The organism is Streptomyces sp. NPDC015144 (genome assembly GCF_043079735.1).
Lineage (GTDB): Bacteria > Actinomycetota > Actinomycetes > Streptomycetales > Streptomycetaceae > Streptomyces.
Genome location: NZ_JBIBUU010000013.1, coordinates 195,106 through 212,457 on the forward strand (window position 1 = coordinate 195,106; position 17,352 = coordinate 212,457).

General features: G+C 74.0%; 15 protein-coding genes. 12 read left to right on the forward strand and 3 right to left on the reverse strand.

Features of this window, described 5'->3' with window-relative positions; translation table 11 throughout:
• Positions 1–78 precede the first annotated feature (78 nt).
• From ACF08W_RS22740 to ACF08W_RS22750, 3 genes are all read left to right on the forward strand, one after another.
• Positions 79–924 carry a GNAT family N-acetyltransferase gene (locus ACF08W_RS22740; protein WP_385212081.1) on the forward strand — a complete coding sequence of 282 codons (846 nt, stop codon included), beginning with the start codon at positions 79–81 and terminating at the stop codon, positions 922–924.
• Between the two features lie 63 nt (positions 925–987).
• Positions 988–1,557 (forward strand): GNAT family N-acetyltransferase, encoded by a 570-nt coding sequence (locus ACF08W_RS22745; protein ID WP_392280339.1) that lies wholly within the window; start codon positions 988–990, stop codon positions 1,555–1,557.
• An 80-nt stretch (positions 1,558–1,637) separates the two neighbouring features.
• On the forward strand, positions 1,638–3,332 hold the full coding sequence (locus ACF08W_RS22750) for a proline--tRNA ligase (RefSeq protein WP_392280340.1): 1,695 nt from the start codon (positions 1,638–1,640) through the stop codon (positions 3,330–3,332).
• Between the two features lie 60 nt (positions 3,333–3,392).
• On the opposite strand, the gene ACF08W_RS22755 is transcribed toward ACF08W_RS22750, so the two are convergent.
• Genes ACF08W_RS22755 through ACF08W_RS22765 form a run of 3 tightly spaced genes read right to left on the reverse strand, consistent with a single transcriptional unit; the run spans position 3,393 to position 5,369 of the window.
• Complete coding sequence (locus ACF08W_RS22755; RefSeq protein ID WP_392280341.1) at positions 3,393–4,298, reverse strand: aminoglycoside phosphotransferase family protein; 906 nt, start codon at positions 4,296–4,298, stop codon at positions 3,393–3,395.
• Positions 4,299–4,326: 28 nt separating this feature from the next.
• A complete protein-coding gene (locus ACF08W_RS22760) occupies positions 4,327–4,842 on the reverse strand; it encodes a ferritin-like domain-containing protein (protein WP_392280342.1) in 516 nt (171 codons plus the stop codon).
• Positions 4,839–5,369 (reverse strand): hypothetical protein, encoded by a 531-nt coding sequence (locus tag ACF08W_RS22765; RefSeq protein WP_392280343.1) that lies wholly within the window; start codon positions 5,367–5,369, stop codon positions 4,839–4,841. The genes ACF08W_RS22760 and ACF08W_RS22765 overlap by 4 nt, the downstream gene beginning before the upstream one ends.
• 176 nt (positions 5,370–5,545) lie before the next feature.
• Between ACF08W_RS22765 and rimP the strand changes: the two genes are divergently transcribed.
• The 9 genes from rimP to ACF08W_RS22810 all read left to right on the forward strand — a co-directional run bounded on the left by rimP (position 5,546) and on the right by ACF08W_RS22810 (position 17,346).
• A complete protein-coding gene (gene rimP / locus ACF08W_RS22770; protein ID WP_392280344.1) occupies positions 5,546–6,043 on the forward strand; it encodes a ribosome maturation factor RimP in 498 nt (165 codons plus the stop codon).
• 2 nt (positions 6,044–6,045) lie between these two features.
• Positions 6,046–7,086, forward strand: coding sequence for a transcription termination factor NusA (gene nusA / locus ACF08W_RS22775; RefSeq protein ID WP_352276410.1), 1,041 nt, complete (start codon positions 6,046–6,048; stop codon positions 7,084–7,086).
• A 114-nt stretch (positions 7,087–7,200) separates the two neighbouring features.
• On the forward strand, positions 7,201–7,479 hold the full coding sequence (locus ACF08W_RS22780) for a YlxR family protein (protein WP_352276412.1): 279 nt from the start codon (positions 7,201–7,203) through the stop codon (positions 7,477–7,479).
• Positions 7,480–7,627: 148 nt separating this feature from the next.
• On the forward strand, positions 7,628–10,672 hold the full coding sequence (infB, locus tag ACF08W_RS22785) for a translation initiation factor IF-2 (RefSeq protein ID WP_385212095.1): 3,045 nt from the start codon (positions 7,628–7,630) through the stop codon (positions 10,670–10,672).
• Between the two features lie 168 nt (positions 10,673–10,840).
• Positions 10,841–11,137, forward strand: a complete 297-nt coding sequence (locus tag ACF08W_RS22790) for a DUF503 domain-containing protein (RefSeq protein ID WP_352276416.1) — start codon at positions 10,841–10,843, stop codon at positions 11,135–11,137.
• A gap of 25 nt (positions 11,138–11,162) precedes the next feature.
• Positions 11,163–11,615, forward strand: coding sequence for a 30S ribosome-binding factor RbfA (gene rbfA / locus ACF08W_RS22795; protein ID WP_352276418.1), 453 nt, complete (start codon positions 11,163–11,165; stop codon positions 11,613–11,615).
• Positions 11,612–12,508: a tRNA pseudouridine(55) synthase TruB gene (truB, locus tag ACF08W_RS22800; protein WP_352276420.1), complete on the forward strand. Its 897-nt coding sequence runs from the start codon at positions 11,612–11,614 to the stop codon at positions 12,506–12,508. Before rbfA ends, truB begins: the two co-directional genes overlap by 4 nt.
• Positions 12,509–12,706: 198 nt before the next feature.
• On the forward strand, positions 12,707–16,351 hold the full coding sequence (locus tag ACF08W_RS22805) for a trypsin-like peptidase domain-containing protein (protein ID WP_392280345.1): 3,645 nt from the start codon (positions 12,707–12,709) through the stop codon (positions 16,349–16,351).
• A gap of 41 nt (positions 16,352–16,392) precedes the next feature.
• The gene (locus ACF08W_RS22810) at positions 16,393–17,346 is read left to right on the forward strand and encodes a bifunctional riboflavin kinase/FAD synthetase (protein WP_385212102.1); all 954 of its coding nucleotides are present in this window, start codon (positions 16,393–16,395) and stop codon (positions 17,344–17,346) included.
• The last annotated feature ends 6 nt before the right edge of the window (positions 17,347–17,352 follow it).

A 17,352-nucleotide genomic window follows, 5' to 3' on the forward strand; every position in this document is an offset into this window, starting at 1 on the left:
CCACCGCCCACCGGCGGCATCACTGGGCCACTTCGGTTAAAGTGCGGAAATCAGCAGACCATATGGTGAGGCCCCCTCGTGTTGACGCAGACCACCACCCGGGTCCTCGAACCCGGCGACCTCGGTGCCGCTCTCGCCGTCCTGGAGAGCGAGCCCGTCGCCAACGCCTTCGTCACGTCCCGGGTCCGGATCGCCGGTCTCGACCCCTGGCGCCTGGGCGGTGAGATGTGGGGCTGGTACGCCGACGGGCGGCTCCGCTCCCTCTGCTACTCCGGCGCCAACCTCGTCCCGATCTGCGCCACCCCCGAGGCCGTCCGCGCCTTCGCCGACCGGGCCCGCCGGACCGGCCGCCGCTGCTCCTCCATCGTCGGCCCCGCCGAGCCCACCGCCCAGCTCTGGCGGCTGCTCGAACCCGGCTGGGGCCCCGCCCGCGAGGTCCGCGCCCACCAGCCGCTGATGGTCACCGAGAGCCTCTCCGCCGACATCACCCCCGACCCGCACGTCCGCCGCATCCGCAAGGACGAGATGGAACTGCTGATGCCGGCCTGCGTGGCGATGTTCACCGAGGAGGTCGGCGTCTCCCCGCTGGCGGGCGACGGCGGACTCCTCTACCAGGCCCGCGTCGCCGAACTCATCGGCGCCGGCCGCTCCTTCGCCCGGATCGAGGACGGCGAGGTCGTCTTCAAGGCGGAGATCGGCGCCGCCACCCCGCAGGCCTGCCAGATCCAGGGCGTCTGGGTCGCCCCCGAGCACCGCGGCCGCGGACTCTCCGAGACCGGCATGGCGGCGGTCCTGCGCTACGCCCTGGCCGATGTCGCCCCCGTCGTCAGCCTCTACGTCAACGACTACAACACCCCCGCGCGCCGGGCCTACGCCCGGGTCGGCTTCCGGGAGACCGGCGCGTTCATGAGCGTCCTCTTCTGAGCCCGGGCGGGCCGCACCCCGGTCCCGTACCCCGCACCCCGCCCCGGCCAGTAGGGTCGGCACATGGCAGCACACTCCGAAGGCGGCCCCGGCGTCCGGATCGGGCCCGTGGACCTCGCCGCCCGCGTGGACGAGGCACTCGCCGTGCAGGCCGTCGCCTTCGGGCTCGGGCCGGAGGAGGTCGAGGTGCGCCGCCACATCGTCCTGAGACACCTCGACCACCCCGAGGCCCACGCCCTCGGCGCCACCACCGCGGCCGGACGGCTCGTCGGCTTCACCTACGGCATGCCCAACGAGCGCGGCCAGTGGTGGTCCACCGTCGTCGAGCCCTACCTCCGCGACACCGGCCGCGCCCACTGGCTCGACGACGCCTTCGTCGTCACCGAACTCCACGTCCTGCCCGGCTTCCAGAACCTCGGCATCGGCCGCGCGCTGATCACCACCCTCACCGACGCCGTCGGCCACCCCCGGTCCATCCTCTCCGCCATCGACACCGACAGCCCCGCCCGCGGCCTGTACCGCAGCCTCGGCTACCAGGACCTGGCGCGGCAGGTGCTCTTCCCCAGCGCCGCCCAGCCCTACGCGGTCATGGGCGCCCCGCTCCCGCTGCGCCGCCGCCCCCGGGACGGGTGATCACGGGGGTTATGGATTTCCGCCCACCCGCACCGCCCGGCTAACCTCCTGCACATCACCCTTCCAAGCAGGAGTTCACCATGGCCCAGGTCCAGCGCATGTCCCGGTTGATGATCAAGACACTGCGCGACGACCCGGCCGACGCCGAGACGCTCAACCACAAGCTGCTCGTCCGGGCCGGATACGTACGTCGCACCGCGGCCGGAATCTGGACCTGGCTGCCGCTCGGCAAGAAGGTCCTGGAGAACATCACCCGCGTCGTCCGCGAGGAGATGGACGCCATCGGCGGCCAGGAGGTGCTGCTCCCCGCCCTGCTGCCCAAGGAGCCGTACGAGGCGAGCGGCCGCTACGAGGAGTACGGCGACCTGCTCTTCCGGCTCAAGGACCGCAAGGGCTCCGACTACCTCCTGGGCCCCACCCACGAGGAGATCTTCACCCAGGTCGTCAAGGACATGTGCTCGTCCTACAAGGACCTGCCCGTGATCCTCTACCAGATCCAGACCAAGTACCGCGACGAGGCCCGCCCCCGCGCCGGTGTGCTGCGCGGCCGCGAGTTCCAGATGAAGGACTCGTACTCCTTCGACACCACCGACGAGGGCCTGGCCGAGGCGTACCGGCTGCACCGCGGCGCCTACATCCGGATCTTCGAGCGGCTCGGCCTCGACCACCGCATCGTCTCCGCCGTCTCCGGCGCCATGGGCGGTTCGGCCTCCGAGGAGTTCCTCGCCCCCGCCCCGGCCGGTGAGGACACCTTCGTCGACTGCCCCGCCTGCGACTACGCCGCCAACACCGAGGCCGTGACCTTCAACGCCACCGCGGTGGACGGCTCGGCGCACGGCCCCGTCGAGGAGCTGGACACCCCCGACACCCCGACCATCGAGACGCTCGCCGAGCACCTCGGCGTCCCCGCCTCCGCCACCCTGAAGAACCTGCTGGTCAAGGTGGACGGCGAGATCGTGGCCGTGGGCGTGCCCGGCGACCGCGAGGTCGACCTCGGCAAGCTCGGCGAGCACCTGGCGCCCGCCGTCGTCGAGCTGGTCACCGCCGAGGACTTCGTGGGCCGTCCCGACCTGGTGCGCGGCTACGTCGGCCCGCAGGGCCTGGAGAAGGTCCGCTACATCGCCGACCCGCGTATCGCCCCCGGCACCGCCTGGATCACCGGCGCCAACCAGGAGGGCAAGCACGCGAAGAACGTCGTCGCGGGCCGGGACTTCGAGGTGTCCGACTACCTCGACGTGGTCGTCGTCGAGGCGGGCGACCCCTGCCCCAAGTGCGGCACCGGCCTCCAGGTCGACCGCGCCATCGAGATCGGCCACATCTTCCAGCTCGGCCGCAAGTACGCCGACATCTTCCAGCTCGACGTCCTCGGCCAGCAGGGCAAGCCGGTCCGGGTCACGATGGGCTCGTACGGCATCGGCGTCTCCCGCGCGGTGGCCGCCCTCGCCGAGCAGACCGCCGACGACAAGGGCCTGTGCTGGCCCCGCGAGGTCGCCCCGGCCGATGTGCATGTCGTCGCGGCGGGCAAGGCGCTCCAGACCGAGCTGGCGCTCGACGTCTCGGAGAAGCTGAGCGCGGCGGGGCTGCGGGTCCTGGTCGACGACCGCGCGGGCGTCTCGCCCGGCGTGAAGTTCACCGACGCGGAGCTCATCGGCGTCCCGAAGATCCTGGTCGCCGGCCGCCGCTCGGCCGAGGGCGTTGTGGAGCTGAAGGACCGCCGCACCGGCGAGCGCGAGGAGCTCACGGTCGACGAGGCGATCGCCCGTCTCTCCGCCTGAGCCCCGGACACCCGGCAGGCCCCCGCGCACCTCGCGCGGGGGCCTGCCGCGTACGCGCCCTCAGAGCCAGCTCGCGAACTCCAGCGTCAGCTCGCCCTCCTGGCGGCGGCCCGCCGCCAGCGCCCGGGCGCCCGACTCCACCGCGCGGAACAGCGCCCAGCCGCGCAGCCGCTCCCGGTCCACCTCCAGCGAGTCGGCGAGCTTCCCGATCCGCCGCCGGGCCGTCACCGCCCCGTTCGACGAGGCGATCAGGTCCTCCACGCGGTCGCGCACCAGCCGGGCCAGGTCGTAGGCGCGCTCACCGACCAGCGGTTCGGGGCCGACCGTCAGCCACGGCACCCGCTCACCGGCGAGCACCTTGCTCTGCCGGAAGTTGCCGTGCAGGAGCAGCAGCTCCGGGGCGTCGGCGACCAGCTCCTCGCGGACCGCGAGGGCGGCCGAGACCAGCGGCGCCAGCTCGGGCTGGGCGTCGGCCAGCGCCCGCATCGCCCCGACCTGCTCCCCGGTACGCCCGGCGACCGTCTCGAAGGTGTGCCCGGCCGGCGGCTCGACCCACAGCCGTCGCACCGTCCCGGCCGCCTCCAGCAGCGCCTTCGCCTCCGGCAGGGAGCGCAGCGACACCTCGGGGTGCAGCCGCTCCAGCAGCAGCGCGCCCGGGGCGTCGGCCAGGAGCAGCACGGCGCCCCAGCCGTTCCAGTGGACCAGCGCGGCCCGTTCCCGCTCCGGGGCGGCCGCGGGCGGCGCGAGCTTCAGCGCGGCCGGAGTGCCGTCGGCGCAGGTCACCAGCAGGACCAGGCTGCTGCGGCCGCCCGGTGCGGCGACCCGTTCGACGGCCGGTGCGCGCCCGGTGGCGGCCAGCGCCTCCTCGGTCAGCGCGGGTAGCCGGCCCAGCCAGTCGGCGGCGGACGTGTCCTCGTGCGACTCGCCCAGCGCCCGGACCAGACGCTGCGGCGGTTCAAAACCCATACGTGCTGTGTTCCCCTTCAGAGCCTGCTCAGTGCGGAGCACCCGGCCCGTTCGTCACATCGGCCCCGTGCGGGGCCGTACGGGCCCCGGTCTGGGCGGTGGCCCCGGCCCGCGCGCCGGCGGTGTCCCGCTCGACGAGCCCGGGAAAGGGTACGCCGCCGCCCCGCCAGCGGACCGCGCGCACCGCGGCCTCGCGCAGCGCGTCGGCCGCCTCCCGCCGCAACGGCCCCTCGGCGGCCCGGACGAGGTCGGAGTACACCCCGGCGACGCGGTCCTCCAGCACGGCCGCCAGCCGGACCGCCGCGGCCGGGTCCGGCACGGCGAACGGCAGGGCGTAGGCGGCGCGGGCCGCCTCCGGCTCGCCGCCCAGCCCGCGCACGGTGCGCACCAGCGCGTCGCGGCGAGCCCGGTGCGCGTGGTAGGCGGCCGTGGCCTCGGCCCGGCGGCCCCCGGCGACCCGGCCGCCGACCACCCCGTAGCCGTACACCGCCGCGTGCTCGGCGGCCAGGGCCGCCTGGGCGGCCCCCAGCGTCCCGGTGCTCATGCCGCGACCTCCTTGGCGATCCCGGTCAGCAGAAAGGCGTGGGCCGCGTCGGCCGCGGCGACCGACGCCAGCAGCCGGGCCAGTTCCGGCGGGGCGGCCGCCAGGGCCGTCAGCCGGGCGTCCGACGCCCGGCGCTCCGCCGCGGCGAGCTCCTTCAGGGCGGACCGGGCGCTGTCCGGGGCAGCCGACGGGGACGGCGCGGCCGTTCCCCTGCCCGCCTCGGCCGGGGCCAGCGCCTCGGCATGGGCCCGTACCGCGTCCCGCAACGGCGCGAGGGCGGCGGCGGCCGACGGATGGGCCGCCGCCACCCGCTCGTACCGGCCGAGCAGCTCCAGACTGGTCCGGGCCTCGGCGGTCCGGATCCGCCGCTCCGCCCGTACCGCGGCGGCCTGCTCGGCCGCGGTCGCGGGCCCGGACCGGCCGGAGTCCTCCTCGCGCCCGCCACCGCAGCCGGCCAGCACCGCCCCGAGGGCGGCCGCTCCCGTCGCGGTGAGCGCCCCCCTGCGCGTCGTCCCCGTGCGCCGCACTGTTCTCCTCCGGGCCTGTACGTGTCTTGACTGGTTCTGTCCTGAAGTGATCACCGCAGGCGAGCGTACCCGCGGCGGGGGAGTGGGCGGACGGCAACACCCCTCGGGACCGGATACCCTTTGACCTGACACACGACGATCCCCACAACAGCACACGCGGCCGAGGAGTCACCCGGATGAGCACCACCCAGAGCGAGAGGCTGCGAGGGCTGCTCGAACCGCTCGTCAGCGCCGAAGGACTCGATCTCGAGGAGATCGATCTGTCCCGGGCCGGCCGCCGCCGCGTACTGCGTATCGTCGTGGACTCCGAGCAGGGCGTCGAGCTGGACGTCTGTGCCGAGCTGAGCCGCGCGATCTCCGAGAGGCTCGACGATACCGACGCGATGGGCGAGGACGAGTACGTCCTCGAAGTCAGTTCCCCCGGTGCCGACCGTCCGCTGACGGAGCACCGCCACTACGTACGTGCCACGGGCCGCCTGGCCAAGCTCCAGCTGCGCGAGGGCGGCGACCTGGTCGCCCGGATCCTCGCCGTGGACGAGGAGGGCCTCGACCTGGAGGTGCCGGGCGTCAAGGGGCGCAGGCCCACCTCCCGCCGGGTCGCCTTCGACGAGATCGCCAAGGCGCGCGTGGAGATCGAATTCAACCGCAAGGACAAGAAGGAAGAGGAGGCGTAGCCGTGGACATCGATGTGAAGCTCTTGAAGGGCTTGGCGCAGGACAAGGAGATCCCCTTCGACGTGCTCGTCGAGGCGATCGAGTCGGCCCTCCTCATCGCCTACCACCGGACCGACGGGAGCCACCGCCGTGCGCGGGTCGAGATCGACGAGCGCGGCCATGTGACGGTGTGGGCGAAGGAGGACCCGGCCGACCTGGAAGAGGGCCAGGAGCCCAAGGAGTTCGACGACACCCCGTCCGGGTTCGGGCGGATCGCCGCGACCACCGCCAAGCAGGTCATCCTCCAGCGGCTGCGCGACGCGGAGGACGACAAGACCTTCGGCGAGTACGCGGGCCACGAGGGCGATGTCGTCACCGGTGTCGTCCAGCAGGGCAAGGACCCGAAGAACGTCCTCGTCGACATCGGCAAGCTGGAGGCCATCCTGCCGGTGCAGGAGCAGGTCCCGGGCGAGGAGTACACCCACGGCCTGCGGCTGCGCACCTATGTCGTGCGGGTCGCCAAGGGCGTGCGCGGCCCGTCCGTGACGCTGTCGCGGACCCACCCCAGCCTGGTGAAGAAGCTCTTCGCGCTGGAGGTCCCGGAGATCGCCGACGGTTCCGTCGAGATCTGCGCGATCGCCCGCGAGGCCGGCCACCGCACCAAGATCGCGGTCCGGTCGACCCGCTCCGGGCTGAACGCCAAGGGCGCCTGCATCGGCCCGATGGGCGGCCGGGTGCGCAATGTGATGGCCGAGCTGCACGGCGAGAAGATCGACATCGTGGACTGGTCGGACGACCCGGCCGAGATGGTCGCCAACGCGCTGTCACCCGCGCGGGTGAGCGAGGTCGAGGTCGTCGACCTCGGTGCCCGCTCCGCCCGGGTCACCGTGCCCGACTACCAGCTGTCGCTGGCGATCGGCAAGGAGGGCCAGAACGCCCGCCTCGCCGCCCGGCTCACCGGCTGGCGGATCGACATCCGTCCGGACACCGAGACCGACGACGAGCGCGACGCGGCCGACCGGGAGCGTGCCGAGCGGGCCCGCGAGCGGTCCGAGCGCCGCTGACCCGGCCCGTCCGGCAGGGAATACATCTCGGCACCGAGTCGCTGAGATCACGACAACATCCGTTCGATTCTTGCCCCAAAGGGGTGAGGTCGATGCGGGGAGGTAGACTTAGCCGTGTCTGGCCGAACGCGCGCCCGCGCTTGCCCTGAGCGAACCTGTGTGGGATGCCGGGAGCGGGCGGCCAAGAGCGAGCTGCTGCGCATCGTCGCGGACGGGGACACCTGTGTTCCCGATCCTCGCGGTACGCTGCCCGGCCGGGGTGCGTACGTACACCCCGCCTCCGTCTGTCTGGACCTGGCGGTTCGCCGCCGGTCCTTCCCCCGGGCCTTCAAGGCCAAGGGACCGTTCGACCCCGCCGAGGTACGGCGGTTCGTCGAACGGGGGACACCGTAGAAGAACGAACGGCACGGAACCCCGTGCGGTCAGGTACCTCGCGAGTTGGAAGTAGGTCGAGATTGCGATGAGCACTCGATGAGTACGCGATGAGTACGCCCATGAAGTAGCGACGGTCCGGCGGTAACCCGGACCTAAAAGGAGCGAAGTGGCTAAGGTCCGGGTATACGAACTCGCCAAGGAGTTCGGTGTGGAGAGCAAGGTCGTCATGGCCAAGCTCCAGGAACTCGGTGAATTCGTCCGTTCGGCGTCCTCGACGATCGAGGCGCCGGTTGTACGCAAGTTGACTGACGCACTGCAGGGGCCCGGCGGCAACGCCGGCAAGTCCGCTGCGAAGCCCGGCGCGCCCCGCAAGGCGACGCCGGCCAAGCCCGCGGCGCCCTCCCCGGCCGCCGCGGCACGTCCCGCTGCCCCGAAGCCCGGCGCACCGGCCCCCAAGCCGGCCGCCGCCGCCCCGGCGAGCAGCACCCCCGCGCCGTCCGCGGGCCCCCGTCCGGGTCCGCGTCCCGCGCCCAAGCCCGCCCCGGTGACCCCGGTCCCGGCCGCCGAGTTCTCGGCGCCGGCCCCGGCCCCGCAGCAGGCTCCGCGTCCCTCGGGCGCCACTCCTGGCCCGCGTCCCGCCCGTCCGGCCCCGGCCGGCGGTCAGCGTGACGGCGGTCAGCGTGACGGCGGCCAGCGCGGCGGCGACCGTCCGGCGCGCCCCGGTGGCCAGGGTGCTCCGCGCCCCGGCGCCCGTCCGGCGGGTCCCCGTCCGGGCAACAACCCCTTCACGTCCGGCGGCTCGACGGGCATGGCCCGTCCGCAGGCCCCCCGTCCCGGTGGCGCCCCGCGTCCCGGCGGTGGCCAGGACCGTCCCGCCCCGCGTCCGCAGGGCGGCCCCGGTGGCGCCCCGCGTCCCCAGGGTCAGGGCGGCGCCCGTCCGACCCCGGGCGGCATGCCGCGTCCGCAGGCGCCCCGTCCGGGTGCCCCCAGCGGTAACCGCCCGAACCCGGGCATGATGCCGCAGCGTCCCGCGGCCGGTCCGCGTCCCGGCGGCGGCCCCGGTGGCCGTGGTCCCGGTGGCGGCGGTCGTCCGGGTGGCGGCGGTGGCGGTCGTCCCGGCTTCGCCGGTCGTCCGGCCGGTCCCGGCGGCGGTGGCGGCGGCTTCGCCGGCCGTCCCGGTGGCGGCGGTGGCGGTGGCGGCGCGGGTCGTCCCGGTGGTGGCGGCGGCTTCGGCGGTCGTCCCGGCTTCGGTGGCCGTCCCGGCGGTCCCGGTGGCCGTGGTGGCACGCAGGGTGCGTTCGGCCGTCCCGGCGGTCCGGCGCGTCGTGGTCGCAAGTCGAAGCGGCAGAGGCGCCAGGAGTACGAGGCCATGCAGGCCCCGTCGGTGGGCGGCGTCATGCTGCCCCGCGGCAACGGGCAGTCCGTCCGTCTGTCGCGCGGTGCCTCCCTCACCGACTTCGCGGAGAAGATCAACGCCAACCCGGCGTCGCTCGTCGCCGTGATGATGAACCTCGGCGAGATGGTCACCGCCACGCAGTCCGTCTCCGACGACACGCTCCGGCTGCTCGCGGACGAGATGAACTACGTCCTGGAGATCGTCAGCCCGGAGGAGGAGGACCGCGAGCTGCTCGAGTCCTTCGACATCGAGTTCGGCGAGGACGAGGGCGGCGAAGAGGCCCTCATCCCGCGTCCGCCGGTCGTCACCGTCATGGGTCATGTCGACCACGGCAAGACCCGACTGCTGGACGCGATCCGCAAGACGAACGTCGTCGCGGGCGAAGCCGGCGGCATCACCCAGCACATCGGTGCCTACCAGGTCTCCGCCGAGGTCAACGGCGAGGACCGGAAGATCACCTTCATCGACACCCCGGGTCACGAGGCGTTCACCGCCATGCGTGCCCGTGGTGCGAAGTCCACCGACATCGCGATCCTCGTGGTGGCGGCGAACGACGGTGTGATGCCCCAGACGATCGAGGCGCTGAACCACGCCAAGGCGGCCGACGTGCCGATCGTGGTCGCGGTCAACAAGATCGACGTCGAGGGTGCCGACCCGACCAAGGTGCGCGGTCAGCTCACCGAGTTCGGTCTGGTGGCCGAGGAGTACGGCGGCGACACGATGTTCGTCGACATCTCCGCCAAGCAGAGCCTGAACATCGACCAGCTGCTGGAGGCCGTGGTCCTGACCGCGGACGCCTCGCTCGACCTGCGGGCCAACCCGGAGCAGGACGCGCAGGGCATCGCGATCGAGTCCCACCTCGACCGCGGCCGCGGTGCGGTCTCGACCGTCCTGGTCCAGCGAGGCACGCTGCGCATCGGTGACACCATGGTGGTCGGCGACGCGTACGGCCGTGTCCGGGCGATGCTCGACGACAACGGTCAGAACGTCGAGGAAGCGGGTCCGTCGACCCCCGTCCTCGTGCTCGGTCTCACCAACGTCCCGGGTGCCGGTGACAACTTCCTGGTGGTCGACGAGGACCGTACGGCCCGTCAGATCGCCGAGAAGCGTGCCGCCCGCGAGCGCAACGCCAACTTCGCCCGCAAGGGTGTCCGGTTCTCCCTGGAGAACCTGGACGAGGCGCTCAAGGCCGGTCTGGTCCAGGAGCTCAACCTCATCATCAAGGGCGACGCGTCCGGTTCGGTGGAGGCTCTCGAGTCCTCGCTGCTCCAGCTCGACGTCGGCGAAGAGGTGGACATCCGGGTCCTGCACCGCGGTGTGGGTGCGGTCACCGAGTCGGACATCGACCTGGCGACCGGCTCCGACGCCATCGTCATCGGCTTCAACGTCCGCGCTGCCGGGCGTGCCCAGCAGATGGCGGAGCGCGAGGGCGTCGACGTCCGCTACTACTCGGTGATCTACCAGGCCATCGAGGAGATCGAGGCGGCCCTCAAGGGCATGCTCAAGCCGGAGTACGAAGAGGTCGAGCTCGGTACGGCGGAGATCCGCGAGATCTTCCGCTCGTCCAAGCTGGGCAACATCGCCGGTGTACTGGTCCGCTCCGGCGAGGTCAAGCGCAACACCAAGGCGCGCCTGCTGCGCGATGGCAAGGTCATCGCGGAGAACCTCACCATCTCCGGTCTGCGTCGCTTCAAGGACGACGTCACCGAGATCCGCGAGGGCTTCGAGGGTGGTATCAACCTCGGAAACTTCAACGACATCAAGGTCGACGACGTCATCGCGACCTACGAGATGCGCGAGAAGCCGCGAGGCTGATCCACGGGGAAACCCGGAGGTTCGCCCCCGGGTCCTTCCGCAACAGTCGGGGCCGGTCGACGGGTCGTATTTCCGTCGATCGGCCCCGGCCGTTCCGTGTACGGTTCTGGTGTCCCCGCCCAGCACGGGCGGGGCACGAACCCGAACCGGCGGGACATCCGGACATTCATGTATGTGGGGACACTGTCCTTCGATCTGCTTCTCGGCGACGTACGGTCGTTGAAGGAGAAGCGCTCCGTCGTCCGTCCGATCGTCGCCGAGCTCCAGCGGAAATTCGCGGTGAGCGCGGCGGAGGTGGGCGGTCAGGATCTCCATCGCAGGGCCCAGATCGGCCTTGCCGTGGTCTCCGGGAACACCGGACACCTCACAGATGTGCTGGACCGGTGCGAGCGGCTGGTGGCCGCTCGCCCCGAAGTGGAGCTGCTGTCCGTACGACGGCGGGTACACAGCGACGAAGACGATTGAGCAAGGCGAAGAAGGAGACGGACCAGTGGCCGACAACGCGCGGGCTAAGAAGCTGGCGGACCTCATCCAGGAGGTGGTCGCCCAGAAACTGCAGCGCGGCATCAAGGACCCGCGGCTGGGTACGCACGTGACCATCACGGACACCCGGGTCACCGGTGACCTGCGGGAGGCCACGGTCTTCTACACGGTCTACGGTGACGAGGAGGAGCGGGCGAGCGCCGCGGCCGGTCTGGAGAGCGCCAAGGGCATCCTCCGGTCGGCGGTCGGCGCCGCGGCGGGGACGAAGTTCACCCCCACGCTCGCCTTCGTCGCGGACGCCCTGCCGGACAACGCCAAGGCGATCGAGGACCTCCTCGACCGGGCGCGCGCCTCGGACGCCCGGGTGCGTGAGGCGTCCTCGGGCGCCAGCTACGCGGGCGGGGCCGACCCGTACCGCAAGGCGGACCACGAGAACGACGAGGACGCCGCCTCCGAATGACATCGCAGAACACGCCGGACGGCCTTGTCATCGTCGACAAGCCGTCCGGCTTCACTTCGCACGACGTCGTCGCCAAGATGCGCGGCATCGCCCGGACCCGGCGGGTCGGCCACGCCGGCACCCTGGACCCGATGGCGACGGGCGTCCTGGTGCTCGGCGTCGAGCGGGCCACCAAGCTGCTGGGCCACCTCGCCCTGACCGAGAAGGAGTACCTCGGTACGATCCGGCTCGGCCAGAACACCGTGACGGACGACGCCGAGGGCGAGATCACCTCGTCGACCGACGCCTCCGGGGTGACCCGCGAGGCGATCGACGCCGGGGTCGCCGCCCTGACCGGCCCGATCATGCAGGTGCCGTCCAAGGTCAGTGCCATCAAGATCGACGGCAAGCGGTCCTACGCGCGGGTGCGCGGCGGCGAGGAGTTCGAGATCCCGGCCCGCCCGGTGACGATCTCGTCCTTCCGGGTCTACGACGTCCGCCCCGAGACCGCCGAGGACGGCACCCCCGTCGTCGACCTGATCGTCTCGGTCGTCTGCTCCTCGGGCACGTACATCCGTGCCATCGCCCGGGACCTCGGTGCCGGGCTCGGCGTCGGCGGGCATCTGACCGCGCTGCGGCGCACCCGCGTCGGGCCGTACGGTCTCGACGCGGCGCGGACGCTCGACCAGCACCAGGAGGAGCTGACCGTGATGCCGGTGGCCGAGGCCGCCGCCTCGGCCTTCCCGCGCTGGGACGTGGACGAGAAGCGCGCCCGGCTGCTGCTGAACGGCGTACGGCTGGACATGCCGGCCTTCCCGCCGGGACCGGTCGGCGTCTTCGGGCCCGACGGGCGCTTCCTCGCCCTGGTGGAGGAGCAGAAGGGCAAGGCCAAGAGCCTCGCCGTCTTCGCCTGAGGACGGTGCGGCCCTCCTGGGCGCCACATTCCTGCCGCGGGGCGGGTGCGGAACGATCCGCACCCGCCCCGCGTCCGTCCACTCCACGCCGGTCATTCACCCGCCCGGGGCAGCGCTCGGAGTGAATCCAGGGTGCATACGGGGGCGTTTCTCCTCCGAGTGGCGTAGCCGCCGATCATCCGGGCCTAACGTCGGACCATGCGAAGCGGGGACCGGGCAGCGCTGGTGCGTATCTGCGATCCGGGCGGCCGGCCGAGAGGCACCGGATTCGTCGCCGACGACCGGGGCACGGTGGTGACGAGCCACGAAGCCGTGACCGGCCTGGCCCGGCCGGTGCTCCACGGGCCGGACGGCCGCGGCCACACCGCGGGGCCCGGCGACATCACCCCGCTGCCCGCCCTGGGCCTCGCGCTGCTGCGCACCCCGGGCCCCGGCGCGCTGGGCGCGGAGCCGGTCCCGATCGCCCGGCGGGACGGCATCGAGCCCGGTACGTACGTGACGATCGCCGCGCACGGCCGACGCGAGGCACGGGTGCTCGGCACCGCCCCCGTGACGTACACCGCCGACGGCCGCCCCCACCGGATCGGCGCGGCGCTGGAGCTGGCGCTCGGGACGGACGGCCGGGACGCCGTGCGGACGGGGGGCGCGGCCGTCGGCGGGCCCGTCTTCGACCCGGAGAGCGGTGCGGTCATCGCCGTCCTGGGCACCACGCTGCGCGCCGAGCACCCGGGCGCGGCCTTCGCCGTGCCGCTGTGGACGGCGGCGGGCGGCCACGGCCCGTTCGACGAGCTGCTGCGGCGCAACGCGTGCACCGTCCCCGGATACGGCCGGGACCTGAACCTGGCGGGCGCCCTGCATCTCACCGCGACCTCGCTCGGTTCGGCGGACGGGCCGGGCGGCGGCCCCGATCCGGTCGAGCGTCCCGACGCCATCACCGAGTTCAACGCCTTCGCCGCCCCGGAGGACCGGACGGTGTCGGCGGTGGTCCTCGGCCTGGTCGGGGCGCCCGGCACCGGCCGCACCACGGAGCTGGCCGCGCTCACCGCGCGGCGGGCACGCGGCCCGGTGCCCGCCCCCACGCTCTGGCTGCGCGGCGCCGATCTGCTGGCCGACGACACCTCGGTCGCCGACGCCGTCGCCCGCGCGCTGCGCAGGGCCGGGCGGATCGTCTCCGCCGCCGGGGCCCCGGGCGACATGACGAGCGCCACCCCCGAGCGGGTGGCCCGGCTGGCCGAGGAGTCCGGCAGCCCGCTCCTCCTCGTTCTGGACGGGCCCGAGGAGATGCCGCCCGCCCTGGCCCTCGAACCGGCCCGCTGGACCACCGCCACGGTCGCCTGGCTGCGGGAGCACGGCGCGCGGCTGGTGATCGGCTGCGGGCCCGAGCACTGGGAGACGGCCGGGGCGCTCTGCCCGCCCGGCTCGCTGCACCGCCCCGCCCGCCCGGCGGAGCGGCTGCCGGACGCGGTCCCGCTGGGCGACCTCACCGCCGTCCAGGCGGAGCGGGCCAAGGAGCGGTACGGCATCCCGCCCGACGCCCTCGCCCCCGGCCACGACCGGCACCCGCTCACCCTGCGGCTGCTCGCCGAGGTGCGTGCCGCGCTCCCCGGGGACGTGGCCGGACAGCCCGACACCGAGGAGGTCTTCGCCGCCCACCTGGACCTGATGTGCCTGCGGATCGCCGTCCGCATCGCGGCGGCGGCCGGTCCGGCGCCGGGCGGGACGGCGGTCCGCAGGCTGGCGGCCCGGGTGGCGGGGCAGGTCCACGAGGCGGCGCGGCGCTGTCTGGGCCCCGGGCAGGGGGAGCTCGGCCGGGAGGTGTTCGAGGCGGTCTTCCCCTGGCGCACGGGCTGGGCCTCGGCCGTCCTCACCGAGGGCCTCATCGTCCCGGCGGGCACCGGCTACCGCTTCGCCCACGAGGAGCTGGGCGACTGGGTGCAGGGCACCCACCTGGACGTGGACGCGGCGCTGCGCGCCCTGGTCCACCGATGGCATGCACCGGCCGGCCCGGCCGGGGAACCGGACCCCGACGCCACCGTGGCCGCCCGCGTCCGGGTGCCGAGGCCGAGGCGCTCGGCCGCTCCACCCCCGCCGGAACGGGCCCCGGAGGCGGAGCCGGACGGGCCGCGCACCCTGCCCGTGCCGCGCCACCGCATCGGTCCGGTGGTCCAGGCCCTCCTGCTCATGGGCCGCCGCCAGGGGCCCGCCGCGCTCTCCCACCAGCTCGCCGATCTGATCGGCGCGCTGGACCGCCTCCCGGCCCGGGGCGTTCCGGAGCCGGAGCCGGATGCCGGCTCCCCGGAACGCGACGCCCGCTGGTGGGCGGTCCGGCTGATCCAGCAGACCCTGCTCCGGGTGCCCGACGCGCGGCCGTACCTCGGCGTGCTGCGGCTGCTGGCCGGCCGGGTGGTGCGCCGGGCGGCCACCGGAGGGCCGGGCGGGCCGGGGACGTACGCCGTGTTCGGGCCCTGGTTCTGGCGGGGGCTCAGGCTCGCGGAGAAGGACCGGCTCGACCTGTTCCGCCTCCTGCTGCCCGCCGACACTCCGGACGGGGGCGGCGAGCGGTTCCTGGACGCCGTCGCGCGGCGGCTCGCCGAACGCCCCCGGGAGGTGCAGCCGCTGCTCTGCGGCTGGTTCACCGACGAGCGCCCGCTGGCCGCCGGGGCCGGGGACGCCCCGCGCCCGACCGTGGCCGCCGCCGCCCAGGCACTCCTGCACACCCGCCGGGACCTGGCCGTCGACGATCTGGCCGACGCGCTCGTCGCGACCTCCCACCCCAGGGCCGCGGAGCTGCTCGCCGCCCTCGCCGAGGACGAGCCCGCCGCGCTGTGCCGGGCCGTCCACCGCTGGGCCCACGACGAGGAGCGCAGCGCCCGCCGCACCGCCGCCGCCTCCTACGCCCTGCTCGCCCAGGCGCACGCCACCCCGGGCACCGACCGGGAACTGCTGCGCGGCACGGCCCTCGCCCTGCTGGCCCGTCCCGCCGACGCCGCCCAGCACGGGGCCGCGCTCACCCTGCTCGTCCAGGACCCCGACACCCGCGACCGGTACCTCCCGCAGGCGCTGCGGGCCTTCGTCGCGGGGGAGGCCGGGCCCGGCGCCGAGGCGCTCGCCACCGCGCTGCCTTCCCATCCGGAACAGGTCCTCGCGGCCTTCCGGGAGCGGCTGACCCGGCCGGACGAGGGGGCGGGCGAGGTGCTGTGGGCCCTCGCCGGGATCGACGCCCCCGCACTCGCCCTGCACACCGCGGGGCTCGTCCGCGCCTATGTCGACAGCCACCCGCGGGACGCCGTGCACGCCGCCGGGTACGTGGACCGCAGGCTGGAGCGCGGCCCCGCCGCCCGCGCCCTGCTGCTGCCGCTGGTGACCGGGCTGCTGCGGGGCCGACCGGTGCCGCCGCAGGTGCGGGCGTCGCTCGCCGGAGCGCTCGCCTCGCCCGGCAGCGCCGCCTCCGGGCCGTTGCGGGAGGAGCTGCTGGAGGTCCTCCTCGACTTCGAGCAGGAGGACCACCGCGACCCGGTCGTGCTCGACGCGCTGCTCTGTGCCGCCGCGACCGGCTCGGGCACCCGCGCCCCGGTCCGGACCCGCGCCCTGGTCCACCGCACCGGCACCCTGCTGTCCCGTACCCCCGAGGGCGCGGCCCGCTTCGAGGCCCGGCTGGTGGAGCTGGCCCGTGCCGTGCCCGGATTCGCCGGGCTGGTGACCGGCTGGCTGGCCGACGCGCCGGGGCAGTGGGAGTCCCTGATCGGGCCGGACGCACGGCGGGCGGTGGCGGGGGCGGGCGAGCCGAAGGCGATGCCGATGCAGGCCGCGCGGCGTGAGCATGGCAGTCTTAGACCTGCGTAAGGGACACCCACGTACACAGGTGAGGGCGAGGAGCGGTCAGAGTGCAGCGCTGGCGTGGCTTGGAGGACATCCCCGAGGACTGGGGACGCAGCGTCGTCACCATCGGCTCCTACGACGGGGTGCACCGCGGACACCAGCTGATCATCGGGCGGGCCGTGGAGCGCGCCCGCGAGCTGGGCGTGCCCGCGGTCGTGGTCACCTTCGACCCGCACCCCAGCGAGGTCGTACGGCCCGGCAGCCATCCGCCGCTGCTCGCCCCGCACCACCGGCGCGCCGAGCTGATGGCGGAGCTGGGCGTGGACGCGATGCTCGTCCTGCCGTTCACCACCGCGTTCTCCCAGCTGGCGCCGGCCGACTTCATCGTGAAGGTGCTCGTCGACAAGTTGCACGCCCGGCTGGTCATCGAGGGACCGAACTTCCGGTTCGGCCACCGTGCCGCGGGCAATGTGGAGCTGCTCACCGAGTTCGGCGCGACGTACGACTACCGCGTCGAGGTCGTCGACCTGTACGTCAGCGGCGAGGCGGGCGGCGGCGAGCCGTTCTCCTCCACCCTGACCCGGCGCCTGGTCGCCGAGGGCGACGTCGCGGGCGCCGCCGAGATCCTGGGCCGCCCGCACCGGGTGGAGGGCGTCGTGGTGCGCGGGGCGCAGCGCGGCCGTGAGCTGGGCTTCCCGACCGCCAACGTGGAGACCCTGCCGCACACCGCGATCCCCGCCGACGGCGTCTACGCGGGCTGGCTGAACGTGGACGGCGAGGCGATGCCCGCCGCCATCTCGGTCGGTACCAACCTGCAGTTCGACGCCACGGAGCGGACGGTGGAGGCGTACGCGATCGACCGCGTCGGCCTCGACCTGTACGGGCTGCACGTCTCGGTGGACTTCCTCGCGTATGTGCGCGGGATGCTGAAGTTCGGCTCGGTCGACGAGCTGCTGGTGGCGATGGCCGCCGATGTGAAGCGGTGCAGCGAGCTGGTCGCCGCGTACGAACGGGGCTGAGAGCGC